General features: G+C 47.7%; 24 protein-coding genes. 18 read left to right on the top strand and 6 right to left on the bottom strand.

Going from position 1 to position 26,130, the window contains the following annotated elements; all coding sequences use genetic code 11:
• Positions 1–247: 247 nt before the first annotated feature.
• The 4 genes from SPI9445_RS0122210 (at position 248) to SPI9445_RS27915 (ending at position 4,048) form a co-directional block, all read left to right on the top strand.
• Complete coding sequence (locus tag SPI9445_RS0122210; protein WP_026080012.1) at positions 248–466, top strand: hypothetical protein; 219 nt, start codon at positions 248–250, stop codon at positions 464–466.
• 210 nt (positions 467–676) lie between these two features.
• Positions 677–2,059, top strand: a complete 1,383-nt coding sequence (gene argH, locus SPI9445_RS0122205; RefSeq protein WP_017306995.1) for an argininosuccinate lyase — start codon at positions 677–679, stop codon at positions 2,057–2,059.
• A 14-nt stretch (positions 2,060–2,073) separates the two neighbouring features.
• Positions 2,074–3,168, top strand: a complete 1,095-nt coding sequence (locus SPI9445_RS0122200) for a sensor histidine kinase (protein ID WP_017306994.1) — start codon at positions 2,074–2,076, stop codon at positions 3,166–3,168.
• A gap of 106 nt (positions 3,169–3,274) precedes the next feature.
• Entirely contained in the window at positions 3,275–4,048 is a 774-nt protein-coding gene (locus SPI9445_RS27915) for a retropepsin-like aspartic protease family protein (protein ID WP_083883577.1), read from the top strand.
• A gap of 229 nt (positions 4,049–4,277) precedes the next feature.
• On the opposite strand, the gene apcB is transcribed toward SPI9445_RS27915, so the two are convergent.
• On the bottom strand, positions 4,278–4,787 hold the full coding sequence (gene apcB / locus SPI9445_RS0122190) for an allophycocyanin subunit beta (protein WP_017306992.1): 510 nt from the start codon (positions 4,785–4,787) through the stop codon (positions 4,278–4,280).
• Positions 4,788–5,122: 335 nt separating this feature from the next.
• On the opposite strand from apcB, the gene glnA reads away from it, so the two are divergent.
• Complete coding sequence (gene glnA / locus SPI9445_RS0122185; RefSeq protein ID WP_017306991.1) at positions 5,123–6,547, top strand: type I glutamate--ammonia ligase; 1,425 nt, start codon at positions 5,123–5,125, stop codon at positions 6,545–6,547.
• A gap of 173 nt (positions 6,548–6,720) precedes the next feature.
• Here glnA and folP read toward each other — a convergent pair whose 3' ends face one another.
• Together folP and tpiA are read right to left on the bottom strand one after the other, a co-directional pair.
• Positions 6,721–7,569 (bottom strand): dihydropteroate synthase, encoded by an 849-nt coding sequence (gene folP / locus SPI9445_RS0122180; RefSeq protein WP_017306990.1) that lies wholly within the window; start codon positions 7,567–7,569, stop codon positions 6,721–6,723.
• Between the two features lie 287 nt (positions 7,570–7,856).
• A complete protein-coding gene (tpiA, locus tag SPI9445_RS0122175) occupies positions 7,857–8,582 on the bottom strand; it encodes a triose-phosphate isomerase (RefSeq protein ID WP_071525323.1) in 726 nt (241 codons plus the stop codon).
• Positions 8,583–8,746: 164 nt separating this feature from the next.
• Between tpiA and leuC the strand changes: the two genes are divergently transcribed.
• Complete coding sequence (leuC, locus tag SPI9445_RS0122170) at positions 8,747–10,147, top strand: 3-isopropylmalate dehydratase large subunit (protein ID WP_017306988.1); 1,401 nt, start codon at positions 8,747–8,749, stop codon at positions 10,145–10,147.
• A gap of 57 nt (positions 10,148–10,204) precedes the next feature.
• Positions 10,205–11,344: a beta-ketoacyl-ACP synthase gene (locus SPI9445_RS0122165; RefSeq protein WP_017306987.1), complete on the top strand. Its 1,140-nt coding sequence runs from the start codon at positions 10,205–10,207 to the stop codon at positions 11,342–11,344.
• A 46-nt stretch (positions 11,345–11,390) separates the two neighbouring features.
• On the opposite strand, the gene SPI9445_RS0122160 is transcribed toward SPI9445_RS0122165, so the two are convergent.
• Complete coding sequence (locus tag SPI9445_RS0122160; RefSeq protein WP_017306986.1) at positions 11,391–13,226, bottom strand: ABC transporter ATP-binding protein; 1,836 nt, start codon at positions 13,224–13,226, stop codon at positions 11,391–11,393.
• Positions 13,227–13,681: 455 nt separating this feature from the next.
• Between SPI9445_RS0122160 and SPI9445_RS0122155 the strand changes: the two genes are divergently transcribed.
• Complete coding sequence (locus SPI9445_RS0122155) at positions 13,682–14,617, top strand: ribonuclease III domain-containing protein (RefSeq protein ID WP_202803753.1); 936 nt, start codon at positions 13,682–13,684, stop codon at positions 14,615–14,617.
• On the opposite strand, the gene ctpA is transcribed toward SPI9445_RS0122155, so the two are convergent.
• Positions 14,589–15,866, bottom strand: coding sequence for a carboxyl-terminal processing protease CtpA (ctpA, locus tag SPI9445_RS0122150; protein ID WP_017306984.1), 1,278 nt, complete (start codon positions 15,864–15,866; stop codon positions 14,589–14,591). The genes SPI9445_RS0122155 and ctpA overlap by 29 nt on opposite strands.
• A gap of 685 nt (positions 15,867–16,551) precedes the next feature.
• Here ctpA and petB point away from each other — a divergent pair.
• From petB to SPI9445_RS0122120, 6 genes are all read left to right on the top strand, one after another.
• Positions 16,552–17,220, top strand: a complete 669-nt coding sequence (gene petB / locus SPI9445_RS0122145; protein ID WP_017306983.1) for a cytochrome b6 — start codon at positions 16,552–16,554, stop codon at positions 17,218–17,220.
• A 151-nt stretch (positions 17,221–17,371) separates the two neighbouring features.
• Positions 17,372–17,854, top strand: a complete 483-nt coding sequence (petD, locus tag SPI9445_RS0122140) for a cytochrome b6-f complex subunit IV (RefSeq protein ID WP_017306982.1) — start codon at positions 17,372–17,374, stop codon at positions 17,852–17,854.
• A gap of 362 nt (positions 17,855–18,216) precedes the next feature.
• Positions 18,217–19,401 (top strand): RNA-guided endonuclease InsQ/TnpB family protein, encoded by a 1,185-nt coding sequence (locus SPI9445_RS0122135; RefSeq protein ID WP_017306981.1) that lies wholly within the window; start codon positions 18,217–18,219, stop codon positions 19,399–19,401.
• 80 nt (positions 19,402–19,481) lie between these two features.
• The gene (locus SPI9445_RS0122130) at positions 19,482–20,828 is read left to right on the top strand and encodes a histidine phosphatase family protein (protein ID WP_017306980.1); all 1,347 of its coding nucleotides are present in this window, start codon (positions 19,482–19,484) and stop codon (positions 20,826–20,828) included.
• 248 nt (positions 20,829–21,076) lie between these two features.
• A complete protein-coding gene (locus SPI9445_RS0122125) occupies positions 21,077–21,337 on the top strand; it encodes a DUF4258 domain-containing protein (protein WP_017306979.1) in 261 nt (86 codons plus the stop codon).
• Positions 21,334–21,540 carry a DUF2283 domain-containing protein gene (locus SPI9445_RS0122120; RefSeq protein ID WP_017306978.1) on the top strand — a complete coding sequence of 69 codons (207 nt, stop codon included), beginning with the start codon at positions 21,334–21,336 and terminating at the stop codon, positions 21,538–21,540. Before SPI9445_RS0122125 ends, SPI9445_RS0122120 begins: the two co-directional genes overlap by 4 nt.
• Before the next feature lie 85 nt (positions 21,541–21,625).
• Here the strand turns inward: SPI9445_RS0122120 and SPI9445_RS31750 are convergent, their stop codons facing one another.
• Positions 21,626–21,760: a hypothetical protein gene (locus SPI9445_RS31750; protein ID WP_017306977.1), complete on the bottom strand. Its 135-nt coding sequence runs from the start codon at positions 21,758–21,760 to the stop codon at positions 21,626–21,628.
• A gap of 193 nt (positions 21,761–21,953) precedes the next feature.
• Between SPI9445_RS31750 and SPI9445_RS30810 the strand changes: the two genes are divergently transcribed.
• The 4 genes from SPI9445_RS30810 (at position 21,954) to SPI9445_RS0122095 (ending at position 25,931) form a co-directional block, all read left to right on the top strand.
• Entirely contained in the window at positions 21,954–22,121 is a 168-nt protein-coding gene (locus tag SPI9445_RS30810; RefSeq protein ID WP_017306976.1) for a hypothetical protein, read from the top strand.
• A 93-nt stretch (positions 22,122–22,214) separates the two neighbouring features.
• Positions 22,215–23,009, top strand: a complete 795-nt coding sequence (locus tag SPI9445_RS0122105; protein ID WP_017306975.1) for an MBL fold metallo-hydrolase — start codon at positions 22,215–22,217, stop codon at positions 23,007–23,009.
• Between the two features lie 38 nt (positions 23,010–23,047).
• Complete coding sequence (locus tag SPI9445_RS0122100; RefSeq protein ID WP_026080011.1) at positions 23,048–23,950, top strand: ABC transporter permease; 903 nt, start codon at positions 23,048–23,050, stop codon at positions 23,948–23,950.
• 178 nt (positions 23,951–24,128) lie between these two features.
• The gene (locus tag SPI9445_RS0122095) at positions 24,129–25,931 is read left to right on the top strand and encodes a tetratricopeptide repeat protein (protein WP_017306973.1); all 1,803 of its coding nucleotides are present in this window, start codon (positions 24,129–24,131) and stop codon (positions 25,929–25,931) included.
• The last annotated feature ends 199 nt before the right edge of the window (positions 25,932–26,130 follow it).

Genomic DNA, 26,130 nt, shown 5'->3' with positions numbered 1-26,130 from the left:
ACCTACTTCCCCCTCCTCCTCCCCCTCCTCCCCCTCCCCCCCTCCTCCCCCTCCCCCTCCTCTCCCCCCTCCTCCCCCTCCCCCTCCTCTCCCCCCTCCTCCCCCTCCCCCCCCTCTCCCCCTCTCCCCCTCCCCCCTAGCCCCTAGATAGGTTTCAAGGTTGGGTTAACTCCCACTGGAAAACGGGAATTTGGGCATGGGGGGGGAACCCCCTAGGGTCTTGTTTCAAGCGGTCGGTATCGGCAGAATGTCGCGTATAATCAAGGCAGAAAAAACTCATCTGGTGGTTAAGAGCGAGGATATTATGATTTTAGAAGGCACCCTATTAGCCCAGACCATAAATGATCCCGATGTGTTGGGACAAATTCAACGGGCCGCCCAGAACTTTATTGAATCGGGTCAAGTTTGGGCGTTGATTATTGGTTTTATTATTGGCTATGGCTTTAAAGGCATGATGCCGGGGTGAGATAATCCCCCCAAGGCAACGTTAAGCCCATCTTTCCCCTTCTAGGATGTAATCTCTCCTGTCCGGGGATAAACAAAGAATTCCTTAAATCTCGGCTAGTTGGGGGGATACTGGGATAAAACGGAATAGCTTAGGCCCCGGCTTTTCCTCCTGGGTCAAGGGGCTTTTCCCTTGCCCTGCTCTCTCTAGGCTATCAAGTAGATTAAGGCTATGACTCAACCGAAAACTTGGAGCGATCGCTTTGAAAGTGCGCTACATCCTGCTATTGCCCGTTTTAACGCCAGTATCGGCTTTGATATTCAACTAATTGAATACGACATTACGGGATCGATTGCCCATGCCAAAATGTTGGCTCATACGGGGATTATTAGCAAAGAAGAAGCGATGCAGTTGGTGACGGGTCTAGAACAAATTCGCATCGAATACCAAGAAGGTCATTTTAACCCCGGCATTGAAGCCGAAGATGTTCACTTTGCCGTAGAACGTCGTTTGACGGAGTTGGTGGGGGATGTGGGGAAAAAACTGCATACAGCGCGATCGCGTAATGATCAAGTCGGTACCGATATCCGCCTTTACTTACGGGATCAAATCACCGAAATTCGCCAACAGTTACGGGAATATCAAGGGGTTCTCCTACGCCATGCCGAAAAGCACGTAGAAACCCTCATCCCCGGTTATACCCACCTCCAACGCGCTCAACCCCTCAGTTTAGCCCATCACCTGCTGGCCTACTTCCAAATGGCTCAACGGGACTGGGAACGCTTAGGCGAAGTCTATAAACGCACCAATATTTCCCCCCTCGGGAGTGGGGCCTTAGCGGGAACCACCTTCCCCATTGATCGGCATTTTACCGCCTCAGAATTGGAATTTGGCGGCGTTTATGCCAATAGTTTGGACGGAGTGAGCGATCGCGACTTTGCCATAGAATTCCTCTGTGCCTCCAGTTTAATCATGGTTCACCTGAGCCGCCTCAGTGAGGAATTAATTCTCTGGGCCTCCCAAGAATTTAGCTTTATCACCCTCAAAGATAACTGCTCCACCGGATCCAGCATCATGCCCCAAAAGAAAAACCCCGACATCCCCGAATTAGTGCGGGGTAAAACCGGGCGGGTGTTTGGTCATTTACAAGCCCTATTAACCATCATGAAAGGGCTACCCCTCGCCTACAACAAAGACCTACAAGAAGACAAAGAGGGCATTTTCGACAGCGTAAAAACCGTGCAAGGCAGTTTAGAAGCCATGACCATTCTGTTACGGGAAGGGCTAGAATTTCGCACCGAACGCCTTAGCGCCGCCGTCGAGGAAGACTTTTCCAACGCCACCGATGTAGCCGATTATTTAGCCGCTAAAGGGGTTCCCTTCCGAGAAGCTTATAATTTAGTCGGTAAGGTGGTAAAAACCAGTTTAGCCGCCGGAAAACTGCTCAAGGATTTAACCTTAGAAGAGTGGCAAGAACTCCATCCGGCCTTTGAAGAGGACATTTATCAGGCGATCGCCCCTAAACAAGTGGTAGCCGCCCGCAACAGTTACGGAGGCACCGGTTTTGAGCAAGTTCGCAACGCCATCGAGTCCGCTAAAACTCAATTGTTGTAAACCTCTATGAATGGATGGCAAAACTGAACCTCCGAACGCGCTTATTTTTCTCCCATTTATTAGTCATGGTAGTGGGATTAGGCAGTTTTACCCTCATTGCGCGTTACTTCTCCCCCCGCTTTTTTGTCCTGCGTTTAGAACAACTCGAACAACGGGGCTTTTTAACCATTCGGTTAGCTAGAACTTATCTAGTCGAAGGGTTTGAGAGCGCTTGGAATCGTAGCACCATTTGGTCTTTTGTGGTGGGGAGTAGTGCTTCGGGAATTGTCAGTTATTGGGCTTCTCGTCGCATTATTCAACCTTTGCAAAATATCACTGAAATTACTGAAAAGTTTGCCCAAGGAAACTTACAGGAACGAGTCCCCAACAGTGAAATTTCCGAACTTCAGAAACTGAGTAATAGTTTTAACCGTATGGCGCAAAGCTTGGAGGGGGTAGAACAACGACGACGGGAGTTAATTGGGGATTTAACCCATGAATTACGCACCCCTTTAACGGTCGTCCGGGGGTATTTAGAAGAGTTAGCCGATGGTTCAATTGAAGGGTCGCCAGAACTTTATTTAAAGTTAGTTAAAGAAACCCGACGTTTAGAACGATTGGCGAATGATTTACAGGAAATTTCTAAGGCAGAAGCGGGGTATTTACCCATTCACTTAAAGCCCTTTAATTTGTTACCTCTCCTAGAATCATTAGTGGAACGGTTTAAGGATCAATTATTAAATGATAATCCGGTATTAGTCTTAGAACGTAGCTCAGAATTGCCCCTAGTTTTGGCCGATCCAGATCGCACCGAACAAATTTTAGTGAACTTGATTGGCAATGCTATCCGTTACACCGAAAAAGGGAAAATCACCCTCACAACTTGGCGCGCAGGCGATCGCCTTTGGGTCGCCGTGACAGATACAGGGATTGGTATTAGTGAATCTGACCTGCCCTACGTTTTTGAGCGCTTTTGGCGAGCCGATCGATCGCGATCGCGGATTAGAAGCGGCACAGGTCTAGGACTCGCCATTACTCGCCGTTTGGTGGAATTACAAAACGGTCAAATTGAAGTAGAAAGCCAACCCGGAACAGGTAGTACCTTCCGTTTTTGTCTCCCTCTCGCCTAGGAAGGGAAGTCAACAACCACACCCTCAATCGCATTTTTTGTCAACTCTGGAGTTTGCTCCCCATAATGGAAGATAGAATCACCAGAATTTGTTTTAGCGATTGGTTATGTCCTCTTTATCAAACCGGAAATCATGGGTGATGGGGTTCTTGCGTCCATCAGTGGGGGGAATCCTCCTAATGAGTGTCATGTTACCGAATGTTGTCTTGACTCGACCCAGTTGGGCGGTTGACACACCCGATGACAGTTCTCTCAATGGAATTTTACGTCAAGCGATTTGCGCTCAGGACTGGAATCAGGCCATTCGCGCTATTAACGAGATGAAAAGTCTCGCCCCCAATTATGCCGCCCGTTTAACGGTGTATCAAAGCCGTTTACAAACCTTGGCTAGTCAGAATATTTTCGTTTTAAATTGGAATTGTGAAGGGGGGGGTTTACCGAACGTTATGGAAGGTTCTCCAGAATCCCCAGTGGCGACTATGCCCCCTCCTGATGATCGCCGAAGTTTTGAGATATCGATTAAACGCCGTGTCGCTAATATTCCGGTGGTGGATGTCCAGTTTAATGGTCAATCCTATGAGATGCTCTTTGATACGGGAGCGACCACGACTATGATTTTACCGAGTATGGCGCGACAGTTGAATATGCAGTCTTTGGGCAAAAGCCGGGTTACGGTGGCTGATGGGAGAACAGTAGAAGTGGATGTTGGCCGAGTGAGTGAGTTACAACTGGGGGAATTAACCCTTGAAAATGTAATGGTCACTTTTGGTAATCGGACGAATGAACGGGGGATGGGGAATATGGGATTGCTGGGTCAAAATGTCTTCGGGAATTTTGATGTCACTATCCGCGAAAATGTCATTGAACTCACTGAACGTTGACATACTCACCGGGCTGAAGCCACGGTGATTCTTGACACTTCCTTGGGATGTGCTGGCAAGCCAGTTTTACCTTCCCTTGGTGTCCGTTTAAGGTCGTGTCGATGCCCCATAATTCCCCCCAACCCTGCAAGCTAATAGCCCTACTCAACTTTCGGTAAAAGGCGATCGCACCCCAGCAGAACCGGAAATGCGATCGCCTGCTCCTCCACAAGGATGAGAATTCCAGAACTTAGAGATCCTTCTCTCCTAACTCCCGCGTCATGTGATCAAACGGTGCATCGAGGAAACTGGTATCCTCTACCCCTTGACTCGCGGCCATCCCTTTGACAATCTCCTTCATCATTTGAATTCCCATTACCGTGGGGCCAATGGGAACCGTCAAAGAATTATAGGTTTCCCGTAACCCCTGTAACACCCGCTCATCTAACACATCATTATCCCCAGCCACTAAGGCATAGGTCGCATAGCGCAGATAATAGTCCATATCCCGCAAACAAGCGGAATAACGACGAGTAGTATAAGCATTTCCACCGGGGCGGATTAACTCAGGCACTTCCTCAAATAGTTGAGAACCAGCCTGTTTTACAATAGCCGCCGCATTGGCGGTAATCATTGAGGCAACCGCTAGTCTGGACATCCCTGACTCAAAATAGGACTTCAGGCTATCCATCGCATTGCGATCAAAATAACGCCCAGCCACATCATAGTTTCTGATCAGTGTCGTTACTGCATCTTTCATAAATCTGCGCTCCCAATCAATCGAATTTTAAATTTTTGTTTGCCACAAGCAAGCTCAAAAAAATTGCTCTAGTTAATCATCATCGCATAAGGAAGACCAGCCCATGCCCTAAGATGCCCTAGACTCTCTTCCTTAACTCATTTTTGCAACATTTCTTCAACAAAGTGTCTCATGTGCAAAAAAACTGTATCATAGAGAACATTTTTGCAATCTTTACAGGTTTTCTAGCAGAAATTCCCTGAGATTCCGTATCCTACAATACAAAATACAGTGAACCCACTCTCTACGATCATCATTCGAGACAAAAAAAGCAGATCCTAATTAAGGAGTCATCTATGCCAGAGACACCCCAAGAAGTATTACAGATGATTAGAGATGAAAACATCCAGATCATCGACCTGAAATTCATTGATATGCCAGGGATTTGGCAGCACTGCTCGTTTTACTACGATCAGATTGACGAGAGTTCCTTTGTTGATGGCGTACCCTTTGATGGCTCCAGTATCCGGGGTTGGAAAGCCATTAACGAATCGGATATGTCTATGGTTCCTGACCCTAAAACCGCTTGGATTGAACCGTTCTACGAAGAAAAAACCTTGAGCATGATTTGTAGCATCAAGGAACCCCGCACTGGAGAATGGTACAGTCGGGATCCTCGTAGTATCGCCGCCAAAGCCGTTGAATACCTCAACTCTACAGGCATCGGCGACACTGCCTTCTTTGGTCCGGAGGCTGAATTCTTCCTCTTCAACGATGTCCGCTTTGACCAAACGGAAAACAAAGGGTTCTACTACGTTGACAGTATTGAGGGACGTTGGAACTCCGGACGGGAAGAAGCAGGCGGAAACTTAGGTTACAAACCCCGCTACAAAGAAGGTTACTTCCCCGTTGCTCCCACCGACACCCTGCAAGACATTCGGACGGAAATGTTGCTGACGATGGGCAAGTGTGGCGTTCCCATTGAGAAACATCACCATGAAGTGGCTACCGGGGGACAAAACGAGCTAGGGATTCGTTTTGCCACCCTCGTAGAATCTGCCGACTACCTGATGACCTACAAGTATGTCATCAAAAACGTGGCGAAAAAATACGGTTTGAGTGCTACCTTTATGCCCAAGCCCTTGTTTAACGATAACGGGTCTGGGATGCACACCCACCAATCCATCTGGAAAGAGGGACAACCCCTATTCTGGGGAGAAGGTAACTATGCCAATCTAAGTCAAATGGCACTGCACTATATTGGTGGTCTGCTTAAACACGCTCCGGCACTGCTGGCGTTAACGAACCCTAGCATTAACTCCTACAAGCGTTTGGTTCCCGGTTTTGAGGCTCCGGTGAACTTAGCTTACTCTCAAGGCAACCGTTCCGCTTCTATCCGGATTCCCCTCTCTGGCCCCAATCCCAAGGCGAAACGCTTAGAGTTCCGTTGTCCTGATGCCACCTGTAACCCCTATATTGCCTTTGCTGCCATGCTTTGTGCTGGGTTAGATGGTATCAAGAACCAAATTGACCCCGGTTCTCCTTTGGATGTGGATATCTATGACCTGAGTCCTGAAGAGTTGAGCAAGATTCCTAGCACCCCCGGTTCTTTAGAGGATGCGCTGGAGCATTTACAAAATGACCACGCTTTCTTAACGGATACGGGAGTATTTACGGAGGACTTCATTGAAAACTGGATTTCTTACAAACTCGATAATGAGATTAACCCCATGCGGTTACGGCCTCACCCCTATGAGTTCTCCCTGTACTATGATGTCTAGATTTCTAGTCTCAGGTCTTTAGATTCGTTGTTGGAACGAAAATAGCGACGCACTCCCCCACCTCGCGGAACGCAGGTGGGGGAGCATTCATAAAACAGTCATTTTGAACGTGGCTGCTGCGGTGTTTGGAGTCGTGTTCTCAATTCCCGACTAGCAGACTTATTCAGCAAGCCCTAAGAACCAAAACGGTAGATGGCATCGGTGACGCGGGCGACATCGACGATTTCGGGGACATCGTGGATTCTGAGGATATCTGCTCCTTGGGCGATCGCACAACTGCAAGCGGCGGCGGTTCCCCAGACTCTGGCTTTGGGGTCGCTACGGTCTAAAATATGACCAATAAAGCTTTTCCGAGAGAGTCCTAAGAGTAACGGCGCATTTAAGGGGCGAAACTCCTCTAAACGTCGCAAAACCTCAAGGTTTTGTGTGTAGGTTTTGGCGAAACCAATACCGGGATCTAGGATGATGTGCGATCGCGCAATTCCCGCCCCTTCTGCCTCAGCCATCCGTTGCACAAAAAACTGATAGACTTCCTGCACCACATCCTCATAATCCGTCTGTTGCTGCATCGTTTGGGGCGTTCCCCGAATGTGCATCAACACATAAGGCACCCCCAACGCAGCCACCACCGGGAACATTTCCGGCTCAAACGTCCCCCCAGAAATATCATTAATCATGTCCGCCCCCGCTTCAACGGCCGCCCTCGCCACTTCCGCCCTCGTCGTATCCACCGAAAGGGGGAGGGGAACCTCCCGTCGTAACACTTCAATGATGGGAATAACGCGTTCTAACTCCTCATCCAGAGAAATTTGCGCCGCCCCCGGACGGGTGGATTGTCCCCCCACGTCAATGATATCCGCCCCAAACTTGGCCATTTTCCGCGCTTGGGCGATCGCACTCTCGGCCGCATAAAATTCTCCACCATCACTAAAACTGTCCGGTGTGATGTTTAAAATACCCATCACATAGGTTCGTTTACCCCAGTGCCAAGTCTGATCTCGTAGTGTTAAAGTTTCTAGCATGATGATTTTCTACGATGTGAGGAGAAAGTAATGATCTACTTTTTTCAGGGATCTGTTCCCGATACCCCCTAATCCCTGTTGCCGATTCCCCGTTCCCTCTCCTGACACCTTGACTTCTAACTTTGGGTCTTAACTTGTCAAGATTGCCCATTCCCCATTCCCTGTTCCCCGTTCCCTATTACCTGTTGCCGATTCCCTGTTCCCCGTTCCCTCAAACAAAAGACTCTGTATCTCACCAGCAGAGGAATAGCAGTAATTGATAATTGATAATTTTATGAAGTCAAGGATTATTGATAATTGACAATACGGGCAAAACTGGCCGACTCCAAACTGGCACCCCCCACTAAAGCCCCGTCAATCTCAGGCTGTGCCATAATTTCATCAATATTATCCGGCTTCACCGAACCGCCATATTGGATCGACACATCAGGATTCGTCAGTTGAGAACGAATGACCCCAATCACCCGATTAGCTTCTTGAGCATCACAAGTGTCACCGGTGCCAATCGCCCAAATCGGCTCATAGGCAATGACTAAATTACTTTGATCCACCCCGACTAAATCTTGGGTTAACTGAGCCGAAATAATCGCCTCCGTTTCCCCTGCATCCCGTTGGGCTTTAGTTTCCCCCACACAAAGGATAGGCGTTAAACCGTATTTCTGAGCCGCTTTGAGGCGTAAATTCACCGTCTCATCCGTTTCTCCGAAATATTGACGGCGCTCGCTGTGTCCGATGATCACATAACTCACCCCAAACTCCGCTAACATCGGGCCCGAGATTTCCCCCGTGTAAGCGCCGGACAGTTCCCAGTGAACATTTTGCGCCCCCAAGCGTACACGACTGCCATGTAAATTTTTCGACATCGTACCCAGTGCCGTAAAGGTGGGGCAAAGGATTACCCCCCGATCTTCTGGGGTTTCTTCGAGTTCAGGCAGGAAGGTTTGTAAAAACTCCTTGGCTTCTGCCCGAGTTTTGAACATTTTCCAATTACCAGCAATGAGAATTTTTCGCACAGTTTAATGACTATGAATATTGAGACTACGCAAGACTGCAAAATTTAGTGTAAAGCTTTTGGGGTGTTTAATCTATGCCCAACTGGGGGGAATGGTCCCGAAGCAAGTCAGGGAAACGCGATATAATCAGGAGTTGGACAATTGATCTGTGAGTTGCGCGAATTATGAGCAAAGGCACATTGTTTGATAAAGTTTGGGATCTCCACACGGTTGGCATTTTACCTTCTGGTCAAACTCAGTTATTTATTGGACTGCATCTAATCCATGAAGTCACGAGTCCCCAAGCATTTGCCATGCTGCGCGATCGCGGACTCCCAGTGTTATATCCAGAACGGACGGTGGCGACGGTAGATCATATTGTCCCCACAGGGAATCAAGCGCGTCCTTTTGCCGATACATTGGCCGAAGAGATGATGCAGGAGTTAGAGAAAAACTGTCAAGCCAATCAGATCCGCTTCTACAATATTGGCTCCGGGAATCAGGGCATTGTGCATATTATCGCCCCAGAACAGGGACTCACTCAACCCGGGATGACCGTTGCTTGTGGGGACTCCCACACCTCCACTCATGGGGCCTTTGGTGCGATCGCCTTTGGCATTGGCACCAGCCAAGTCCGGGACGTTCTCGCCTCCCAAACCCTCGCCCTTTCTAAACTCAAAGTGCGCCGTATTGAGGTGAACGGCGACCTGAAACCGGGAGTCTATGCCAAGGATGTGATTTTACATATTATCCGCACCTTGGGCGTTAAAGGCGGCGTGGGCTATGCCTACGAGTACGCTGGCACGACCTTTGAGAAAATGTCCATGGAAGAACGGATGACCGTCTGTAACATGGCCATCGAAGGGGGAGCGCGTTGTGGCTATGTGAACCCCGACCAAGTGACCTATGATTACCTGCACGGTCGAGATTTTGCCCCCAAAGAAGCCGACTGGGAAAAAGCCGTCGCTTGGTGGGATAGTATTCGCAGTGATACCGACGCCGAATATGATGACGTGGTAATTTTTGACGCGGCCGAGATTGAACCGACGGTGACATGGGGGATTACACCGGGTCAAGGGTTGGGGGTCAATGAAGCCATCCCAACCCCCGAACAACTCCCGGATAGTGAGCGTGCGATCGCCCAAGAAGCCTATCAATACATGAAACTCCAACCCGGACAACCCATTGCGGGAACCAAAGTAGATGTCTGTTTTGTTGGCAGTTGCACCAACGGCCGTATTAGTGACCTACGAGAAGCCGCCAAATTTGCCCAAGGTCAGAAAGTCGCCTCAACGGTCAAAGCCTTTATTGTGCCGGGTTCTGAGCGCGTGAAACAACAGGCCGAAGCCGAAGGGTTAGACAAAATCTTTGTCGAAGCGGGGTTTGAGTGGCGAGAACCCGGTTGTTCCATGTGTTTAGCCATGAATCCCGATAAGTTAGAAGGGGATCAAATCAGCGCCTCTTCCTCCAACCGCAACTTTAAAGGTCGTCAAGGCTCCCCCCAAGGACGCACGTTATTGATGAGTCCTGCTATGGTTGTTGCGGCCGCCATTCGCGGCGAAGTAACCGATGTCAGAACGCTATAACGATTCAAGAACTCCCACCTGCGTTCCGCGAGGTGGGGGGATCTCGGAGGTTTTTTGATGAAAGTTGTTGTTACGGGAATCAGCCTCTGGTCTGCTTTAGGAAACTTAGAACAAAGTTGGCGAGCCTTACAAGAGCATCAATCGGCGATTCGCCTACAACAGCCTTTTGTTGAGCTTCCGGCCGTTCCCTTGGCCACAATTGGCAACACCCCCCTACAACTGCCGGATTTACTTGAGCCTCTACTCCAAGCGGTTTTAGGGGATAGTGGTTTAGAACCCCCCCTCATCGATTGTGGGGTAGTGGTGGGGTCCAGTCGCGGTTTTCAAGGGCTCTGGGAACAGTGGGCGCGGACTGATTATCTAAAGACCCCGTGGGAAGCAACAGCCCTCAGCCCTTGGTTAGAGACTTTACCCCATCAAGCGGCTTTAACCGTAGCCCGTTGTATTGGCAGTCAGGGGGCGGTTCTCGCGCCAATGGCAGCCTGTGCGACGGGAATCTGGGCGATCGCACGGGGCTATGAACTCATCCGCACAGGGGAGTATGAGCGCGTTCTAGTGGGGGCTGTAGAAGCACCCATTACTCCCCTAACTTTGGCGGGTTTTGCCAAAATGGGGGCTTTAGCGACAACGGGCTGTTATCCCTTTGATCGCTATCGGGAGGGGTTAGTGTTAGGAGAAGGGGGAGCGCTGTTGCTGTTGGAGTCGGCAGAAGTGGCTCAACAGCGCCAGAGAACACCTTATGGAGAGATTCTAGGGTTTGGTTTAACAGCCGATGGCTACCATGTCAGCGCCCCTAATCCGGTCAGGAATTCAGCCATGAGAGCGATTAAGCATTGTTTACAATCGAGTCACTTGATGCCCGAGGAGATTAACTATATTCACAGTCACGGCACTAGCACCCCTTTAAATGATCAAAATGAGGCGCAAATTCTAACCGAGTTGTTCCCCCCTTCGGTGTGGGTGAGTTCTACGAAGGGGGCAACAGGACACACTTTAGGGGCATCGGGGGCTTTGGGGGTGGTTTTTTCTCTGTTGGCCTTACGGGAGCAAGTTCTTCCTCCTTGTGTGGGGTTAAGAGAACCCGCTTTTAGGCTTAATTTCGTCAGGGAGGCTCAATCCTATTCCCTGAATTATGCCCTGTGTCTGAGTTTTGGGTTTGGGGGACAGAATGGGGCGATCGCACTTGGGGCCGGCTAATACCTGTTGTTTATCGAGAATGTCGGGGTGAAGACCCACGGGAGTGTCAATCAATCATTTGTAACTGATACAAACTGGCATATAACCCCCCTTGGGCTAATAACTCCTCATGATTGCCCTTTTCCACCACTTCCCCTTTCTTCAACACCAAAATCCGATCCACATTGCGAATAGTAGACAAGCGGTGAGCAATAATAATAGCCGTTCTGTTATTTAATAACTTATCTAACGCCTCTTGAATTAAGCGTTCTGTCACCACATCTAAACTCGCCGTTGCCTCATCTAAAACCAAAATATGGGGATCTCGAATAGCCACCCGAGCAAAAGCCAGTAACTGTTTTTGTCCCCCAGAAAGATTTGTTCCTCGCTCCCTTAACTGAGTATCATAGCCTTGGGGTAACTGTTCAATAAACCCCGCAATATTGGTGATTTCTGCGGATTTTTTAATCTGTCTAAACGGATAAGTTTCGCCAAGGGTAATATTGCGCTTAACATCTCCCGCAAAGAGAAAACTTTCCTGTAGAATGACCCCAATATAACGCCGTAATTCGGCTTGGGGAATTTCCCGGATATCCATCCCATCGACCAAAATTCTCCCTTCTGTGGGTTCATACAACCGACAAAGTAAGCGAATAATTGAACTTTTCCCCGCTCCCGTTGGACCGACAAGGGCAATTTTTTCCCCGGGTTTAATTGTGAAGTCTAGATTTTTCAAAACATATTCACCGGGCTTGTAATAAAAAGACACATTTTCAAATTTAATCTCGCCCTGTTGTTCCTCAGAAACTTGAGAATAAGACATTAAAGAACGGTCATAAGTATCCCGTTCTGAGTCTCGAATCTCGATGGGTTGTTTCAAAATCTCATTCACTCGTTCAATGGCAGTAAACCCGGATTGAATCATCGTGAATTTTTCGGCAAACCGTCTTAAAGGGGAAAATAAGCGTTGAGAATAGAGGATAAAAGCGGACAAAACGCCAAAACTCAAATAATCTCTTAATACAAGAACACCGCCTAACCATAAAACCCCGGCAATGGCAACTAGGGCAATCCATTCTAAGGTTGCCGATACAGCAGAATCATGAAAAATAGTTTTATCGACTTCATCGCGATACCTTTCATTAATTACCCTAAAGTTTTCTGTATTAAATCGTTCTCTCCTAAAGAGTTGAACGACATTAATTCCAGAAATATTTTCCGCTAACATAGAGTTGAGTTTAGATAATTCATCTCGCGCTCGATAGTTTGCTTTCCGATATTGTTGTTGGAAATAAATAATTAGGGCGGTGACGGGGACGAGCATTAAAATTAACATTAATGCCAGTTGCCATTGCAGGAGAAAAATGGCAATAATAATGACAATAATTGAAACAAAATCGCTAATAATGCCAATGGCTCCGGTAGCAAAGACATCTCCTAATGCTTCCACATCGCTGGTAATTCGGGTGACTAATGCCCCGACTGGAGTCCGATCAAAAAAGCGGGAGGAGAGGGATAAAACATGGGTAAATAAATCTTCTCGTACCCGGGCGGTAATTTCTTGTCCTACTTTTTGGACGAGATAACCTTGTAGGGAGGCAAAGGCTAAACGAATGACGATAGTGATGAGAAGAACTTGAATTAAAAAGTTGAGGCCTTCCCGGATAGAGAGTCCTTCTAAAAGGCCCCAAGTGGGTTCTTGTTGGAGGAGTGAAATGGCTTGTCCAATAATTAAAGGCTGAATTTCTCCGGCAACGGCAACGGGGATGAGTAAAAACATAGATAGCCAAAAAATCCCACTATTGGGGCGAGCATAGGGGATCAGTTTTAATAATAAACGCCAATCGCTTTCTCGGGGAGGTTTAACGGGGATATCTGAGGCAGGGGGAGAAGATGCTGTCATGAAAACTTCGCAGAAGTAGGAAAACCTTTGAATTTAGGGGGCGGGAAAACATACAGCGTGAACTACCCCACCCTGCCTAGGCGCGAGGATGGGGCTTCCTGATTCAATGGGAAGTGCTTTCTATACCGAAATATAGCGAGTCTTATCTTCCCTCCCTAGGCAGAAGTCCTAGTTCCTAAGACCCAAATTTTCTCTTGCAACACAGCCCTTTTTAGCTTGGTTTTCGCTTTGGGAGTTAGTGGTCAAGATATATTTATCTTAGCATGGATTCGCTGTCGCTCAGTATATTGCTGGGTTGCTATCCATCCCCTCCCTGCAAGCGAGGAAAGGGAATTCCGCAACATTTTTGTTAAATGCTATCGCAATTTGTGGGGGTTTGCTGGGAACGGATCTCTGAACGGACTGGTTCAGCGTTAGAATGTAGGCTAAAGCGCACCCCTTAATCCCTAAACATCATGATGGACTGGAATCCTACCCCAGTAGAAGAGAAAATTAGTCTGAAGTTTAAACATCCCGAGGGGCTGTTTTTGGCGTTGAGTCATCCCTCCTATGCGAAACAGATTAATGCACCCGAGGAGAATAACGAGCGTTTGGTGGTGTTGGGGGGGATGATTACCCAAGGGGCGATCGCAGATTATCTCTATCATCGCTGTCCTTATCTCCAAGTGGCCAATTATAAGGGCTTGTTGGGGAAGTTGACGGAACCGGATCGCTTAACGAAAGTCTGGTTTCAGTTAGGTTTAGGGGATGCCTACCCCTTCTTAGTCTTGACGGAAAAGCGGGCGATTTTACGGCAAAAACAGGATAATCCCTTTGTAGATGGATTTTATGCTTTGGTGGGGGCGATTCAACTGGATCGGGGATTTGCTCAAACCAGTCACTGGCTGGAAAAACACTTGATCGCTCCATTATTAGAACGTTATCTTAAGGATGAGACGGAACGGGTGGATGGGCTAACGCAGGTGAAGTTTTTGGGGACGTTGGTGTTAAATGCGATCGCGGCCGATTATCTTTATCACCGTCTCCCCGGTGTTCCCGCGAAACGTTACCAGAGTTTTCAGAAGGATCTCTTGAGTAAAGGGGCTATTGCTGGCTATAAGGACAAGTTACAGAGTGAGACGAAAAAGGGCTTTAAACAACAGGTGGGGGAGGTTTATGAGGCTTTGTATCAAGAGAACCCCCGGACAGCCTTCAACGAGACGCGAGACTGGTTTGTAAGCGAGTTTCTGGATGAGGAGGAACTCTTACGTCGTGCGATCGCCCAACTCCTGCAAGACCAACATCCGCAAAAGTGGATTATCCGCACGGTGTTGGGCTATGCCAGTAAAGATTATCAAGCCGGGCGAGAGCGTTTTCATGAACTCATGGATGAATGGCCCGGAGAGAGTTGAGGCCATTCTGTACAATCGGGGACCCCTGAGATGCCAGAGGACTCAATAACTGAATAGCGGCCTGATATTGTAAATCGACCTCCGTTCCCACCTCATCTAAGAGAATCGGGTCTTGATGTACCACTTGATCCGGCATAATCCCCAACTTGTGAATATCCTTATGATTGGGGGTTTCGTATTTCGCCACCGTAACCGCTAATCCTGAATCATCGGGCAACTCGAAGAGGGATTGAATCAACCCCTTGCCAAAGGTTTTTTCTCCCACTAACTGAGCGCGGTGATTGTCTTGTAGGGCTCCGGCCAAAATCTCGCTGGCGCTGGCCGTGCCTTGATTGACCAAGACCACTAAAGGCGCATCAGTGAGGGCGTTGTGTTCTGCGTCAAAACTATCTAACATTCCCTGACGGTTCACGGTATAGACAATGGTGCTGTCATTCAGCCACAAACGGGCAATATCTACCCCCGCTTGTAGGAGGCCGCCGGGATTGTTGCGCAGGTCTAGAATAAAACCTTGGGCCCCTTGTTTCGTGAGTTGGGCGATCGCATTTTTTAATTCCTGCGTGGCATTGGCACTAAACTGAGACAAACGCACATAGCCAATGGGGACGGTTGCCGTCTCCTCATCTAAACGAGCATACACGGGATTTAATTCAATGCGATCGCGCCGAATCTCATAAGTCCGTTGTCCCGACTGCCCAGGCCGTTCAACCGTTAAACTCACATGAGTTCCCGTTTTCCCCCGCATCCGCATAGCCGCATCATCCAGCGCCATATTGCCCGTCGGCACCCCATCAATCGCCAAGATTAAATCCCCCGCTTGAATCCCCACCGCCGCCGCCGGAGATCCCGCAATCGGAGCCACCACCTCCAACTGATGGGTTTCTGGATTCAGGTCAATCTGTAACCCCACCCCCGACAACTCCCCAGAGGTACTCACCTGTAAACTGCGATACTGTTCCGGTCGCAACAAACGAGTAAAGGGATCATCCAATGTCCGCAACATCTCCTCAATCGCCTGATACGTCTCCTCTCGATCGTCAAAATGTCGCCGCAGGATCTTCTGGCGCAGTAACCACCAGTTTTGACCATTAAACTGCTCATCCAAATAAGCCTGATTCACAATCCGCCAAGCTTGGAGGAACACCTTCTGATCCTCTGTAAATGCCGCCGCTTGGGGCATTCCCCCCAACCAGAACAACACAAACGTTACACTGATGAACAGTCCAACCCAAAAACCTCGTTTTCCCATGAGTGATGTGATCGAAAATTTAACCTCAGTCCTTATAATACTTAATCATGAGAGAAAGGAGGGGAAAGGTTGTCGGGGTGCAAAGCCTGTCATCAGTTGCCCATCACAAGTTTAATTAGGGCTTGCTGAATAAGTCCGAGAGTTGGGGAATCGGGAGTCGGGAGTCGGGAATCGGGAGTCGGGAATAGGCAATCGTGCCAGTTTTAGATGATCTGTTCCCTGTTAAGAGTTCCCTGTTCCCTTGTTGAGCCTAGCATAGGCGTGTTGTTCAGCAGACCCTAATTAATCGTTATATATACCGCCCTGTTCCCTATTCCCCGTTAAGAGTTCCCTAATTTTGGACACAACCGCATTTTCCCGACTCCCCTGTTCCCTGTGGTCAGTGAGCCTAGTCGAACTGTTCCCCGTTAAGAGTTCCCTAATTTTGGACACAACCGCATTTTCCCGACTCCCGACTCCCGACTCCCGACTCCCGAACGTTGAGCCTTAACTTGTCAAGATTAGACCTCGGCCACAATCTCCTGTCTAGGTTTCATGTTACATTTTTTAAAGAGGACATTCAGAAAACTCTACTTGACCCAAATTAAAGTAGACCCTTGCCCTCCATCTTTAACGTTTTACCATCCAGTCCTGACTGGACTTGACCGTAACACAATCTTTTTATTGCCCTAGGAATACTGGCTTCATGTTTACTAAGCAAGCAAGAGACTCAAAAGTTTATCAATGGTTTCAAGAACGCCTCGATGTGCAAGCACTTGAGGATGACATTACCAGTAAATATGTTCCCCCTCATGTGAACATCTTCTACTGTCTTGGGGGAATCACCCTCGTTTGTTTTGTCATCCAGTTTGCCACGGGTTTCGCCATGACCTTCTACTACCGTCCCACGGTAACAGAAGCCTTCAACTCCGTTCAATACATCATGACCGATGTAAACTTTGGCTGGTTGATTCGTTCCGTTCACCGTTGGTCCGCCAGCATGATGGTCTTAATGATGATCCTGCACGTCTTCCGCGTCTACCTCACCGGAGGATTCAAACGTCCCCGCGAATTAACCTGGGTGACAGGGGTTGTAATGGCAGTCATCACCGTTTCTTTCGGCGTGACAGGTTACTCCCTCCCTTGGGACCAAGTAGGTTACTGGGCGGTTAATATTGTGTCTGGTGTACCTGCGGCCATTCCTGTAGTCGGAGATCAACTGGTTGAACTGATGCGCGGTGGTGCTTCCGTCGGACAAGCCACCCTAAGCCGTTTTTATAGCTTACATACCTTCGTTCTGCCTTGGATGATTGCCGTCTTCATGTTGGCGCACTTCCTGATGATTCGCAAACAAGGCATTTCTGGCCCCCTCTAAATCCAGAAATCTTGTTAAATCCTATAACAAGGACGATTGATTCACTGGGAGATTGAGTAAAATCAAATCAATTCTTATAGCTTCGTCCTGATTCATAGTCTCAATGGGCTAGTTCTCAATAACGATACGGTTTAAGGAGCAATTTTTCACCATGTCCAACTTAAAAAAGCCGGACTTAAATAATCCGGTTGTCCGCGCCAAAATTGCCAAAGGGATGGGTCACAACACCTACGGCGAACTGGCTTGGCCTAATGATTTGCTGTATGTGTTCCCCATCTGCATCATGGCCACTATTGCCTTGTGTATTGGGTTAGCTGTTTTAGATCCCGCTATGGTGGGTGAACCTGCTAATCCTTTTGCGACTCCTTTGGAAATTCTGCCGGAGTGGTATTTATACCCCACCTTCCAAATTTTGCGCATTGTCCCCAACAAATTACTAGGGATTGCGGCGATGTCCAGCATTCCTTTAGGGTTGATTCTGGTTCCCTTTATTGAAAATGTGAACAAGTTCCAAAACCCCTTCCGTCGTCCTGTGGCGATGGTGATTTTCTTAGCCGGGACAGCTATCACCCTCTGGTTAGGTGCGGGTGCGACATTCCCCATTGCTGAATCTTTAACCTTGGGTTTGTTCTAAGGTTTATCCCCATTAACGTTAAGTGCCTAGAATTGGTGTTCAAATGCAATTCTAGGCATTTTTTAGGGGGGCTTGTGAGCTTAGAGTAAAAACTTTTTTAAAAAAAATAACCAGTTGACCTAATCAGTCTCTTTTGAATCTCCCGGCAGAATCTTTGATTGGTCAGGAGAAAACGTCACCTGAGCTAAAATAGATCAATGTGCATTGATCCTAAACCCATCAACGCCCATCCCTTGGGATTATCTTGATCGTCGGAAGAAGACCCTCGATTTTATCGACGGGATGAATTACGATATGTTACAACAGCATACCCCGAACTGTAAAATCCTGCTATAATCTTAGTCACAATGAGCAAGAATTGAATGCTTAACCTTACTTACAACTATAAGATAATTCCAACCAAAGAGCAGACAGAGAAGATCGAATTAAATTTAACTGTCTGCCAATCTGTTTGGAACTATGCTTTGGCCCAAAGAAAGCTTTGGTATAACAGTCGTAGTTGTCAGGTTAACGCTTGCTCTATTCGTTCTGAATATATTGTTGCTCCCTTTGAATATCCTAACTACCCTACTCAATCTGCCAATCTAACCCAAGCTAAAAAGACTAACGATTTCCTTAAGTCTGGTAATGCCCAAGCGATGCAGCAAACATTGCGGAAATTGGAGCGGGCGTTTAACGACATGAAAAGCAAGGGACTAGGTTTTCCTCGCTTCAAGAGGAACATGAAGTCTTTTAATTTAGTTAGTAGCAGAATTGAAGTCAATGGGAACAAGCTAAAGATGCCTCTATTGGGGGAAGTTAAATTTGTCAAATCAAGGGATATTCCAGAGGGTTTTAAGATCAAACAAGTTCAAGTAATCAAGAAAGCATCGGGTTACTATGTCAACGTAGCAATTGAGCTTGATGTTAATATCCCAACCCCAATACCTCACGGTCACGCTTTGGGGATTGATGTTGGGATTCAAAGTATGCTGGCAACTTCCGATGGTTTGATTCTTCCTAGACCGAAGTTTTTAGATAAAGCACGGCGTAAGATTAAATTACTACAAAGAAGGCTTAGGAATAAAAACAAAGGGTCTAATAAATGGCAGAAACTACAGCATCGGATCGCTCTATTACATGAAGCCGTAGCCAACAGAAGAAAGGATTACTATTTCAAGTTAGCCCATCAACTCTGTGATGGAGTCGGGATGGTATTTGTTGAAGATATTAACTTCACAGCTTGGAGTAGGGGACTATTCTGTAAGCAATCCTTGGACATGGGTTTAGGTCAATTCTTTACTATTTTGGAATATGTTTGTTCTCAAACGGATACATATTTTGCCAAGGTAAATAAAGACTATACCTCTCAAGTTTGTCCTGAATGTGGAACGCATACTGGCAAGAAAGAACTCTCTCAAAGGGTTCACTCTTGCTCTGAATGTGGCTACACCGTGGATCGGGATGTTGCTGCTTCAATGATAGTAAAACAGCGTGGATTAACTGCGGTCGGTGCGCCCGTGGTCAAACAGCCCAGTCATGGCGTTCTGTCGGGGACTTCGGTCTAGATAAGAGTCTATATGGGAATCCCTCGCTTTCAGCGATGGGAGGTTCAATTCCGCAACCATACAATTGGAGGATAGAAAGGTTGGCTACCCGTGTCATTATTGTCCGTCATGGACAAAGTACCTATAACGCTCAACAACGCATTCAAGGGCGTTGTGATGAATCCGTTTTAACCGAACAAGGTCGTCAAGACGCGCTGAAAGTTGCACAAGCACTCCAGGGAGTCCAACTCGATACTATCTATCATAGTCCCTTGCAACGAGCCGCACAAACCGCGCAAACCATCGCCTCTGCTCTCGAAAATCCCCCCGCGCTGCAAACCTCCCCCCATTTATTAGAGATTGACCTCCCCCACTGGGAAGGCCTCCATAAAAGCGAAATGGGACAAAAAGACCCCGACGGATACCGTTGTTGGAAAGAGCGCCCCCACGAATTTTTTATGACCCTCTCCACCCCCGAAGGAGAACAGAAACACTACCCCGTTCTCTCCCTCTACGAACAAGCGCAAACCTTCTGGCAAACCCTCCTCTCCCAACACCAAGGGCAAACCCTGCTAATCGTGGCGCATAACGGGATTAATCGCTGTTTACTCATGAGTGCCATTGGTATCCCCCCCGCTCGTTATCACACCATCCAGCAATCCAACTGTGCCATTAACGTCCTCAACTTCACAGGTAACTGGGGGGATACTGTACAACTGGAATCCTTAAATCAAGTCTCCCACATGGGGATTACCTTACCCTCCCCGCGTCCTCCCCACAATAAACTCCGTCTGCTCCTCGTCCGTCACGGAGAAACCGAATGGAATCGCGTTTCTCGTTTCCAAGGCACTCGGGACATTCCCCTGAATGAAAAAGGCAAATCACAAGCCCAACAAGCGGCAGATTATCTCAAAGAGGTTCATTTAGATTTTGCCGTGAGTAGTCCCATGTTGCGCCCCAAAGAAACGGCCGAGATCATCCTACAATATCATCCCAACATTCCCCTAGAAACCCATCCCCAACTGGAAGAAATCGGACATGGTTTATGGGAAGGAAAATATGAGTCTGAAATTGAGGCAGAATTTCCCGGACTGCTCAACGAGTGGAAAACTAGCCCAGAAACCGTACAGATGCCAGAAGGGGAAAACTTGCAACAAGTGTGGGATCGGGCGATTGTCGCTTGGCAAGAAATTATTGAAAAAGCTTGTCAATCTCCTGAACCTCAAGTGGGTTTAGTGGTAGCGCATGATGCCATTAACAAAGTGATTTTGTGTTATTTATTGGGATTAGAACCCAAGAATTTCTGGAATATTAAACAAGGGAATGGTGCGGTGAGTGTGATTGATTATCCCAAAGGTGCGGGAGGTTTACCTGTTTTACAAACTATTAACCTCACAACTTATTTAGGTTCAGGCATTCTAGATAAAACCGCCGCCGGAGCCTTATAGTTTGGGGTAAAAAATCCGTCATCAAAACCCCGTAGGTTGGGTGGAGCGCCAGCGAAACCCAACAACTCGCTTTGTATCCAGCTTTTACCGATAACATTGAGTACAATCTGCTGCTGAAGGAGCGGACTACAGTCCGCACCACAACCCCTCACTGTCCTTAGTAATTAAGGTAAAGGCTGTATTTGCTAATATGCCATTTTCGCGAGTGATCAACAAGACAATACCTATCCTCCCAACTACTTTTCCAGATGAATTTTCGGTTTTCAGGTCATGCCTTAAACGAAATCCAGAAACGAAACATTCCACTGTCTCTTGTAGAAAAAGTTTTGCAAGAACCAGAACAAATTATTGGGCAAGATGAAGAAATCACCATTTATCAATCTCAACTAGATTTTAGTACGGGTAAATTGTATTTACTGCGCGTTTTTATCAATACTACTGTTGACCCTGCTGTTATTGTAACCGTTTATCGAACCAGTCAAATCAAAAAACATTGGAGGAACTCATGAAAATAAAATATGATCCCGAAGTGGATGTTCTGCGGATTACCCTGAAAGATGTAGATATTGAAGAAAGCGACGAAGAAACCCCCGGGATTATTTTAGACCTCGACTCTAACCAAAACGTTGTAGGAATCGAAATTCTTCAAGCCTCCCAACGGATTGATAACCCACAGGCTATCGAATATATGATTGCTCAGAGAGAACCTTAGAAACCCGATTTCTTGTATGCTAAAAAACATTGAAGCAACTCATGAAAATCAAATATAATCCCGCGATGAAATCCTGAAATGTTGGCTACAGTTGGGCGGTGAGTTGTTGGGTTTCGCTGTCGCTGCACCAAGCTACGAATAATTGTTTTTGTTGAGTTTTGATAATTGATTGTGGATTAAGGCGGAGGGAGAATGCAGCTATTTCGTCTAGGTTGAGCATTTTGTCAAGAAATCTTAACAATCCCTGAAGTTGTTGCGGAATATGAAGTACATCGACCCGTTTAGCTCTTTGTAGTGAGGTAAAACCTGCTTAAAAAGGTCGGATTGGCGATTGATTGCTGAACAATGTGTTACAATATGTAAGGAAGATGTAAGTACAATGTAGAAAACCTACTGTTTTACAAGCTAACACTATGTTGAGTAACCAAGAATCCTTCATGTTTTTACTAACTCAGAACATCGCCCGAAAAGTAGACGGACTCACTGACAACGTGAGTCAATTTAGAACCTATTTCTCCAATGCCGCAACGATTATGTTGGAGATTCTCGCCGAAGTGGAAGATAATCTAGAAGCCTCGTAATATTTTGTAGACCAGCATCAGAGATTGTCTTGTTCTCACCAGTTCAGTCCTCACCAGTGGCACAATAAAAGGGATCTTGTGTAAAGGTGCGTTATGGTGCAACTGACTTGGTTTGACAATAACTCATGGTTAATTGAATTGGGGGGAAAGCGTGTTTTAGTGGATCCTTGGTTGGTGGGATCTCTAGTTTTTGGTAATGCACCGTGGTTTTTTAAAGGGGAACGCTCTACTCTACTGCCGATTCCTGAGAAAATTGATTTGATTCTACTGTCCCAAGGATTAGACGATCACGCGCATCTCCCCACCTTACAACAACTAAATCGTTCCATTCCCGTGGCGGCTTCACCCAATGGGGCGAAGGTGGTGGAGGGATTAGGGTATGAAACGGTGACGGTTTTGGGACATGGTGATTCTATCCCACTGGGCGATCGCCTAAAAATTACAGCCCTTCCGGGTGCGCCGATTGGCCCTCTGTTAACGGAAAATGGCTATGTTCTCCAAGATTTAAGCACCGGAACGGGTTTATATTATGAACCCCACGGTTATCATTCTCCCCAGTTACAACAGTTTGCACCTATCGATATTTTAATCATTCCCTTGCTCTCTTTAACGTTGCCTGTGGTGGGGGCTTTTGTGCGGGGGCAAGAGGTGGCTTTAGAGATTATTAAGCAGTTACGGCCGCAAGTGGTCATCCCGACTACTGCCGGAGAACAGGCACCCACAACAGAATATAGTGGGGTTTTAGGGTCTTTGGTCCAAGTGGAGGGAACGATTGAGAAATTACGCAGGGCGTTAGAACAATCGAAGCTGAACAGTCGCATTATGCCTTTAATTCCGGGGGAGACTGTCTCTGTTGATCTTCAGCCTCGGTCTGTTTCTCGGTCTTAATTCCTGCCTAAAACCTGATTTTCTGCCTTTGTGAATCTATGACTGTTTCATCATCTCAACGTCCTTCTAGCAGCTTGTGGGGGGATGCTTGGCAACGCTTCCGACGGGATAGAATGGCGGTTTTGGGTGCGATCGCCTTATCCCTAATTATCCTCGCCATCCTTGTGGGGCCAGGGCTTTATCCCATCTCCCCCACAGATATTGATTTTGGCCATTCCTTGAATCCCCCCAGTTTAAAACACCCTTTCGGCACCAATGATCTCGGACAGGATCAACTGGCGCGCCTCCTCCAAGGTGGCCGCATTTCCCTTTCTGTGGGCGTTGCTGCCATGATGGTGGCCATTAGCTTAGGAACCCTGATTGGGGCGCTGTCGGGCTTTTATGGGGGCATTATTGGGGGGGGATTGATGCGTTTAACGGATTTGTTCTTATCCTTACCTCAACTCCCCCTGTTGTTATTGGTGGTTTATCTGTTTCGGGATACCATGAGAGCGATCGCCGGACCTGAAGCGGGAATCTTTATCCTCGTGATTGTCGTGATTGGTGGCCTCAATTGGATGTCCGTTGCCCGTTTAGTCCGCGCCAACTTCCTCCAACTGCGAGAAATGGATTTTGTGCTGGCCGCCCGCGCTGTGGGCGCTCGTCCCCGTCGCCTCATTTGGGTGCATATTCTCCCCAATGTCGTCAGCGTGATGATTGTCGCCGCTACCTTAGCCGTCGGCACGGCGATTATTACCGAATCCACCCTAAGTTTCTTAGGTTTAGGATTCCCTCCCGATGTTCCCACTTGGGGGCGGATGCTCTACGATGCCCAAAGTTACCTAATGCAAGCCCCCCACATGGCCTTATTCCCCGGTCTAGCCATTTTCCTCACGGTGTTGAGTATTAACTACATTGGGGACGGTCTAAGGGATGCCCTAGATCCCAAAACTGGACGCTGAGATGCGTCAAGATAGAGAATGAGTTTCCCACAATGAAACGATAGGATCTAGATCAGTTATCTAAATCCTATCGTAAGCGTGCCGAAGCCTCGATTTATCGGGGGTAGGCACATCCGCTTAGAATCCCCATTGCTTTAGCACGGGGAGAACTCAATCCATTTTTATTGATTATTGTTTTATGTGCGATCGCTATTTAGAAATCATTGATCAAATTGTAGACCTCACCTTACAGGGGAAAATCCGCTCCAAAAATCAGGTCTATCGTCTCTTAGAGCAAGAAATTAAACCCGGTACCGGGGAGATTTTTGAGCGTTGTTTACAGGAAAAACTCAGAGCCACCGAAGCCCAACTAGATAAAAAACTGAAAGCCACTCGTATTTTACGCGCCCTGCAAACCATCCAAGGGGAATGGGAACGTTACAGCCAAGAGCATCAAGTCGCCGATGCCCTGAATAGTGCCTTTGACCAGATTGTAGCCGTGGATTTAGCCGACCGATTAGCCGTCTTATTGCGCCTTATTGACCCCAATCAAAACCAGCGATTCACCCTCAACCAAATCCAAGAACTGGCCAAGAAACTAGAACAAGGGGGAGACGGAGAACTGTTGGAACTGGCCCAAGGTCTGCAAGGCGGTCTAAAAGCCTTTGCTGCCGTAGAACCTCAATTAATCAGTTGGATGTATGAACGGTCAGGGCGTAATTTAGGCTTTGGGGGAGTCGTGGAAAAAATAAGTCCCTGGCCCGTTTGGGCGCAACAAGTCGAACCTTTGTTTTTAGGGCAGTTTTTCCAAGCCTTAGCCTTCCCAGAAGCGGTTTCCTTACAAACCGTCCTCACCCAAGCAACGCGGCGAAATTGGCTCAGTTTAGCCCTACTCCTACAGGCCATTCAACGGGGCTTAGTGGCATGGTTTGATCAACAGCCCTATGATTTAAAAGTGGGCAAACAGTTAGCCACCCGTACCTTTTTAACCTTTGCCGTCATTTGGTCCCAAGTCTCCCACCTCCTGCAACAGTTGGGTCAAACCGAGTTAGTCAACGCCAGTTTTCAAGTCACCTTACAACTGTTACGCGCCTTTGCTCAACGGGAGGATTTTCCCCTCTATGGTGGGATGTTTGCGGCCTTGGGGGGGGAATATTTACGCTACACTCTGACCTATTTTGATGAGCCATTAGGACGCTTGGAAGCCACCTCAGAAAAGGCTAAAATTTTGACCCTGTTGGGCTATTCTCAGCGTACCCTCGGCCATTATGATCGGGCTTTGGCGTTCCATGAACAAGCCATTACCATTGCACGCCGTTGTCAAGATCAACGCTGTGAGATTGCTAACTTAAACCATATTGCCCGTACTTATGGCAGTCGGAAACAGTATCAGGAGATGGTGGAGGCCAGCCAACGAGCCTTAATTTTAGCCCGCCAACTGGGCGATCGCTTAGGGGAAACCAATGCTTTGATTAATTTAGGCTACGGGGAAGTGTTTGCCGCCCAAGCTGTGGAACAATATAATCCCGATATTTACGAGTCTGCGGTGTATTATCTGCGGCAGGGTGTGACTCTAGCCGAACAAGTCGGCGATCGCCAAAGTCAAGCCCTCGCCTACCATAGTTTAGGGGTCGCCTACGCCGTCTTACAACAGCCTCAAGAGGCCCTCGCTGTGTTAGCCAAAGGGTTAGACTGCGCCCAAAAATTAGGGGACTTGTACCTGCAAGGCCTACTCTACACTGCCATTGCTGAGGCCTATTACAGCGCCAACATTCTCACCCAAGCCCTGATTCACGGGTGTTTAGGGATGTATTTATTAGCCCAAATTGAGGCGCAGGAATGGCGACAAGCGGCTGGTTTAATTACCGCATTATTAGCCCAGTGGGGAGAGGAAATTTGGCAACAAGCCCTTCGTGAAGGCCGTCCTCAGTTAATCGCCTTGATTGGCGTAGAGGGTTATGATGCTTTGGGGGACTTATTAGCCCAGTATCGGGCGGGTTAACGGATTCCAATCAATCTCTTGTGACATACTCCCGACACCGACTGCTTAGGCGGTACGGTGCGGGCTTCTCCTCCGGGTTGTCCCAGATTCGCGTTTTATACTGACGCTCTCGGTCAATCAAAGATTCGGTCAAGAGAGAACGTCACGAAGCCTTAACCAAAATATTACCTTACGGTTACACATTGATAATCCATAACCC

Origin of the sequence: Spirulina subsalsa PCC 9445, assembly GCF_000314005.1 — a bacterium.
GTDB lineage: Bacteria > Cyanobacteriota > Cyanobacteriia > Cyanobacteriales > Spirulinaceae > Spirulina_A > Spirulina_A subsalsa.
This window is presented reverse-complemented; position numbering and strand designations above follow the sequence as displayed.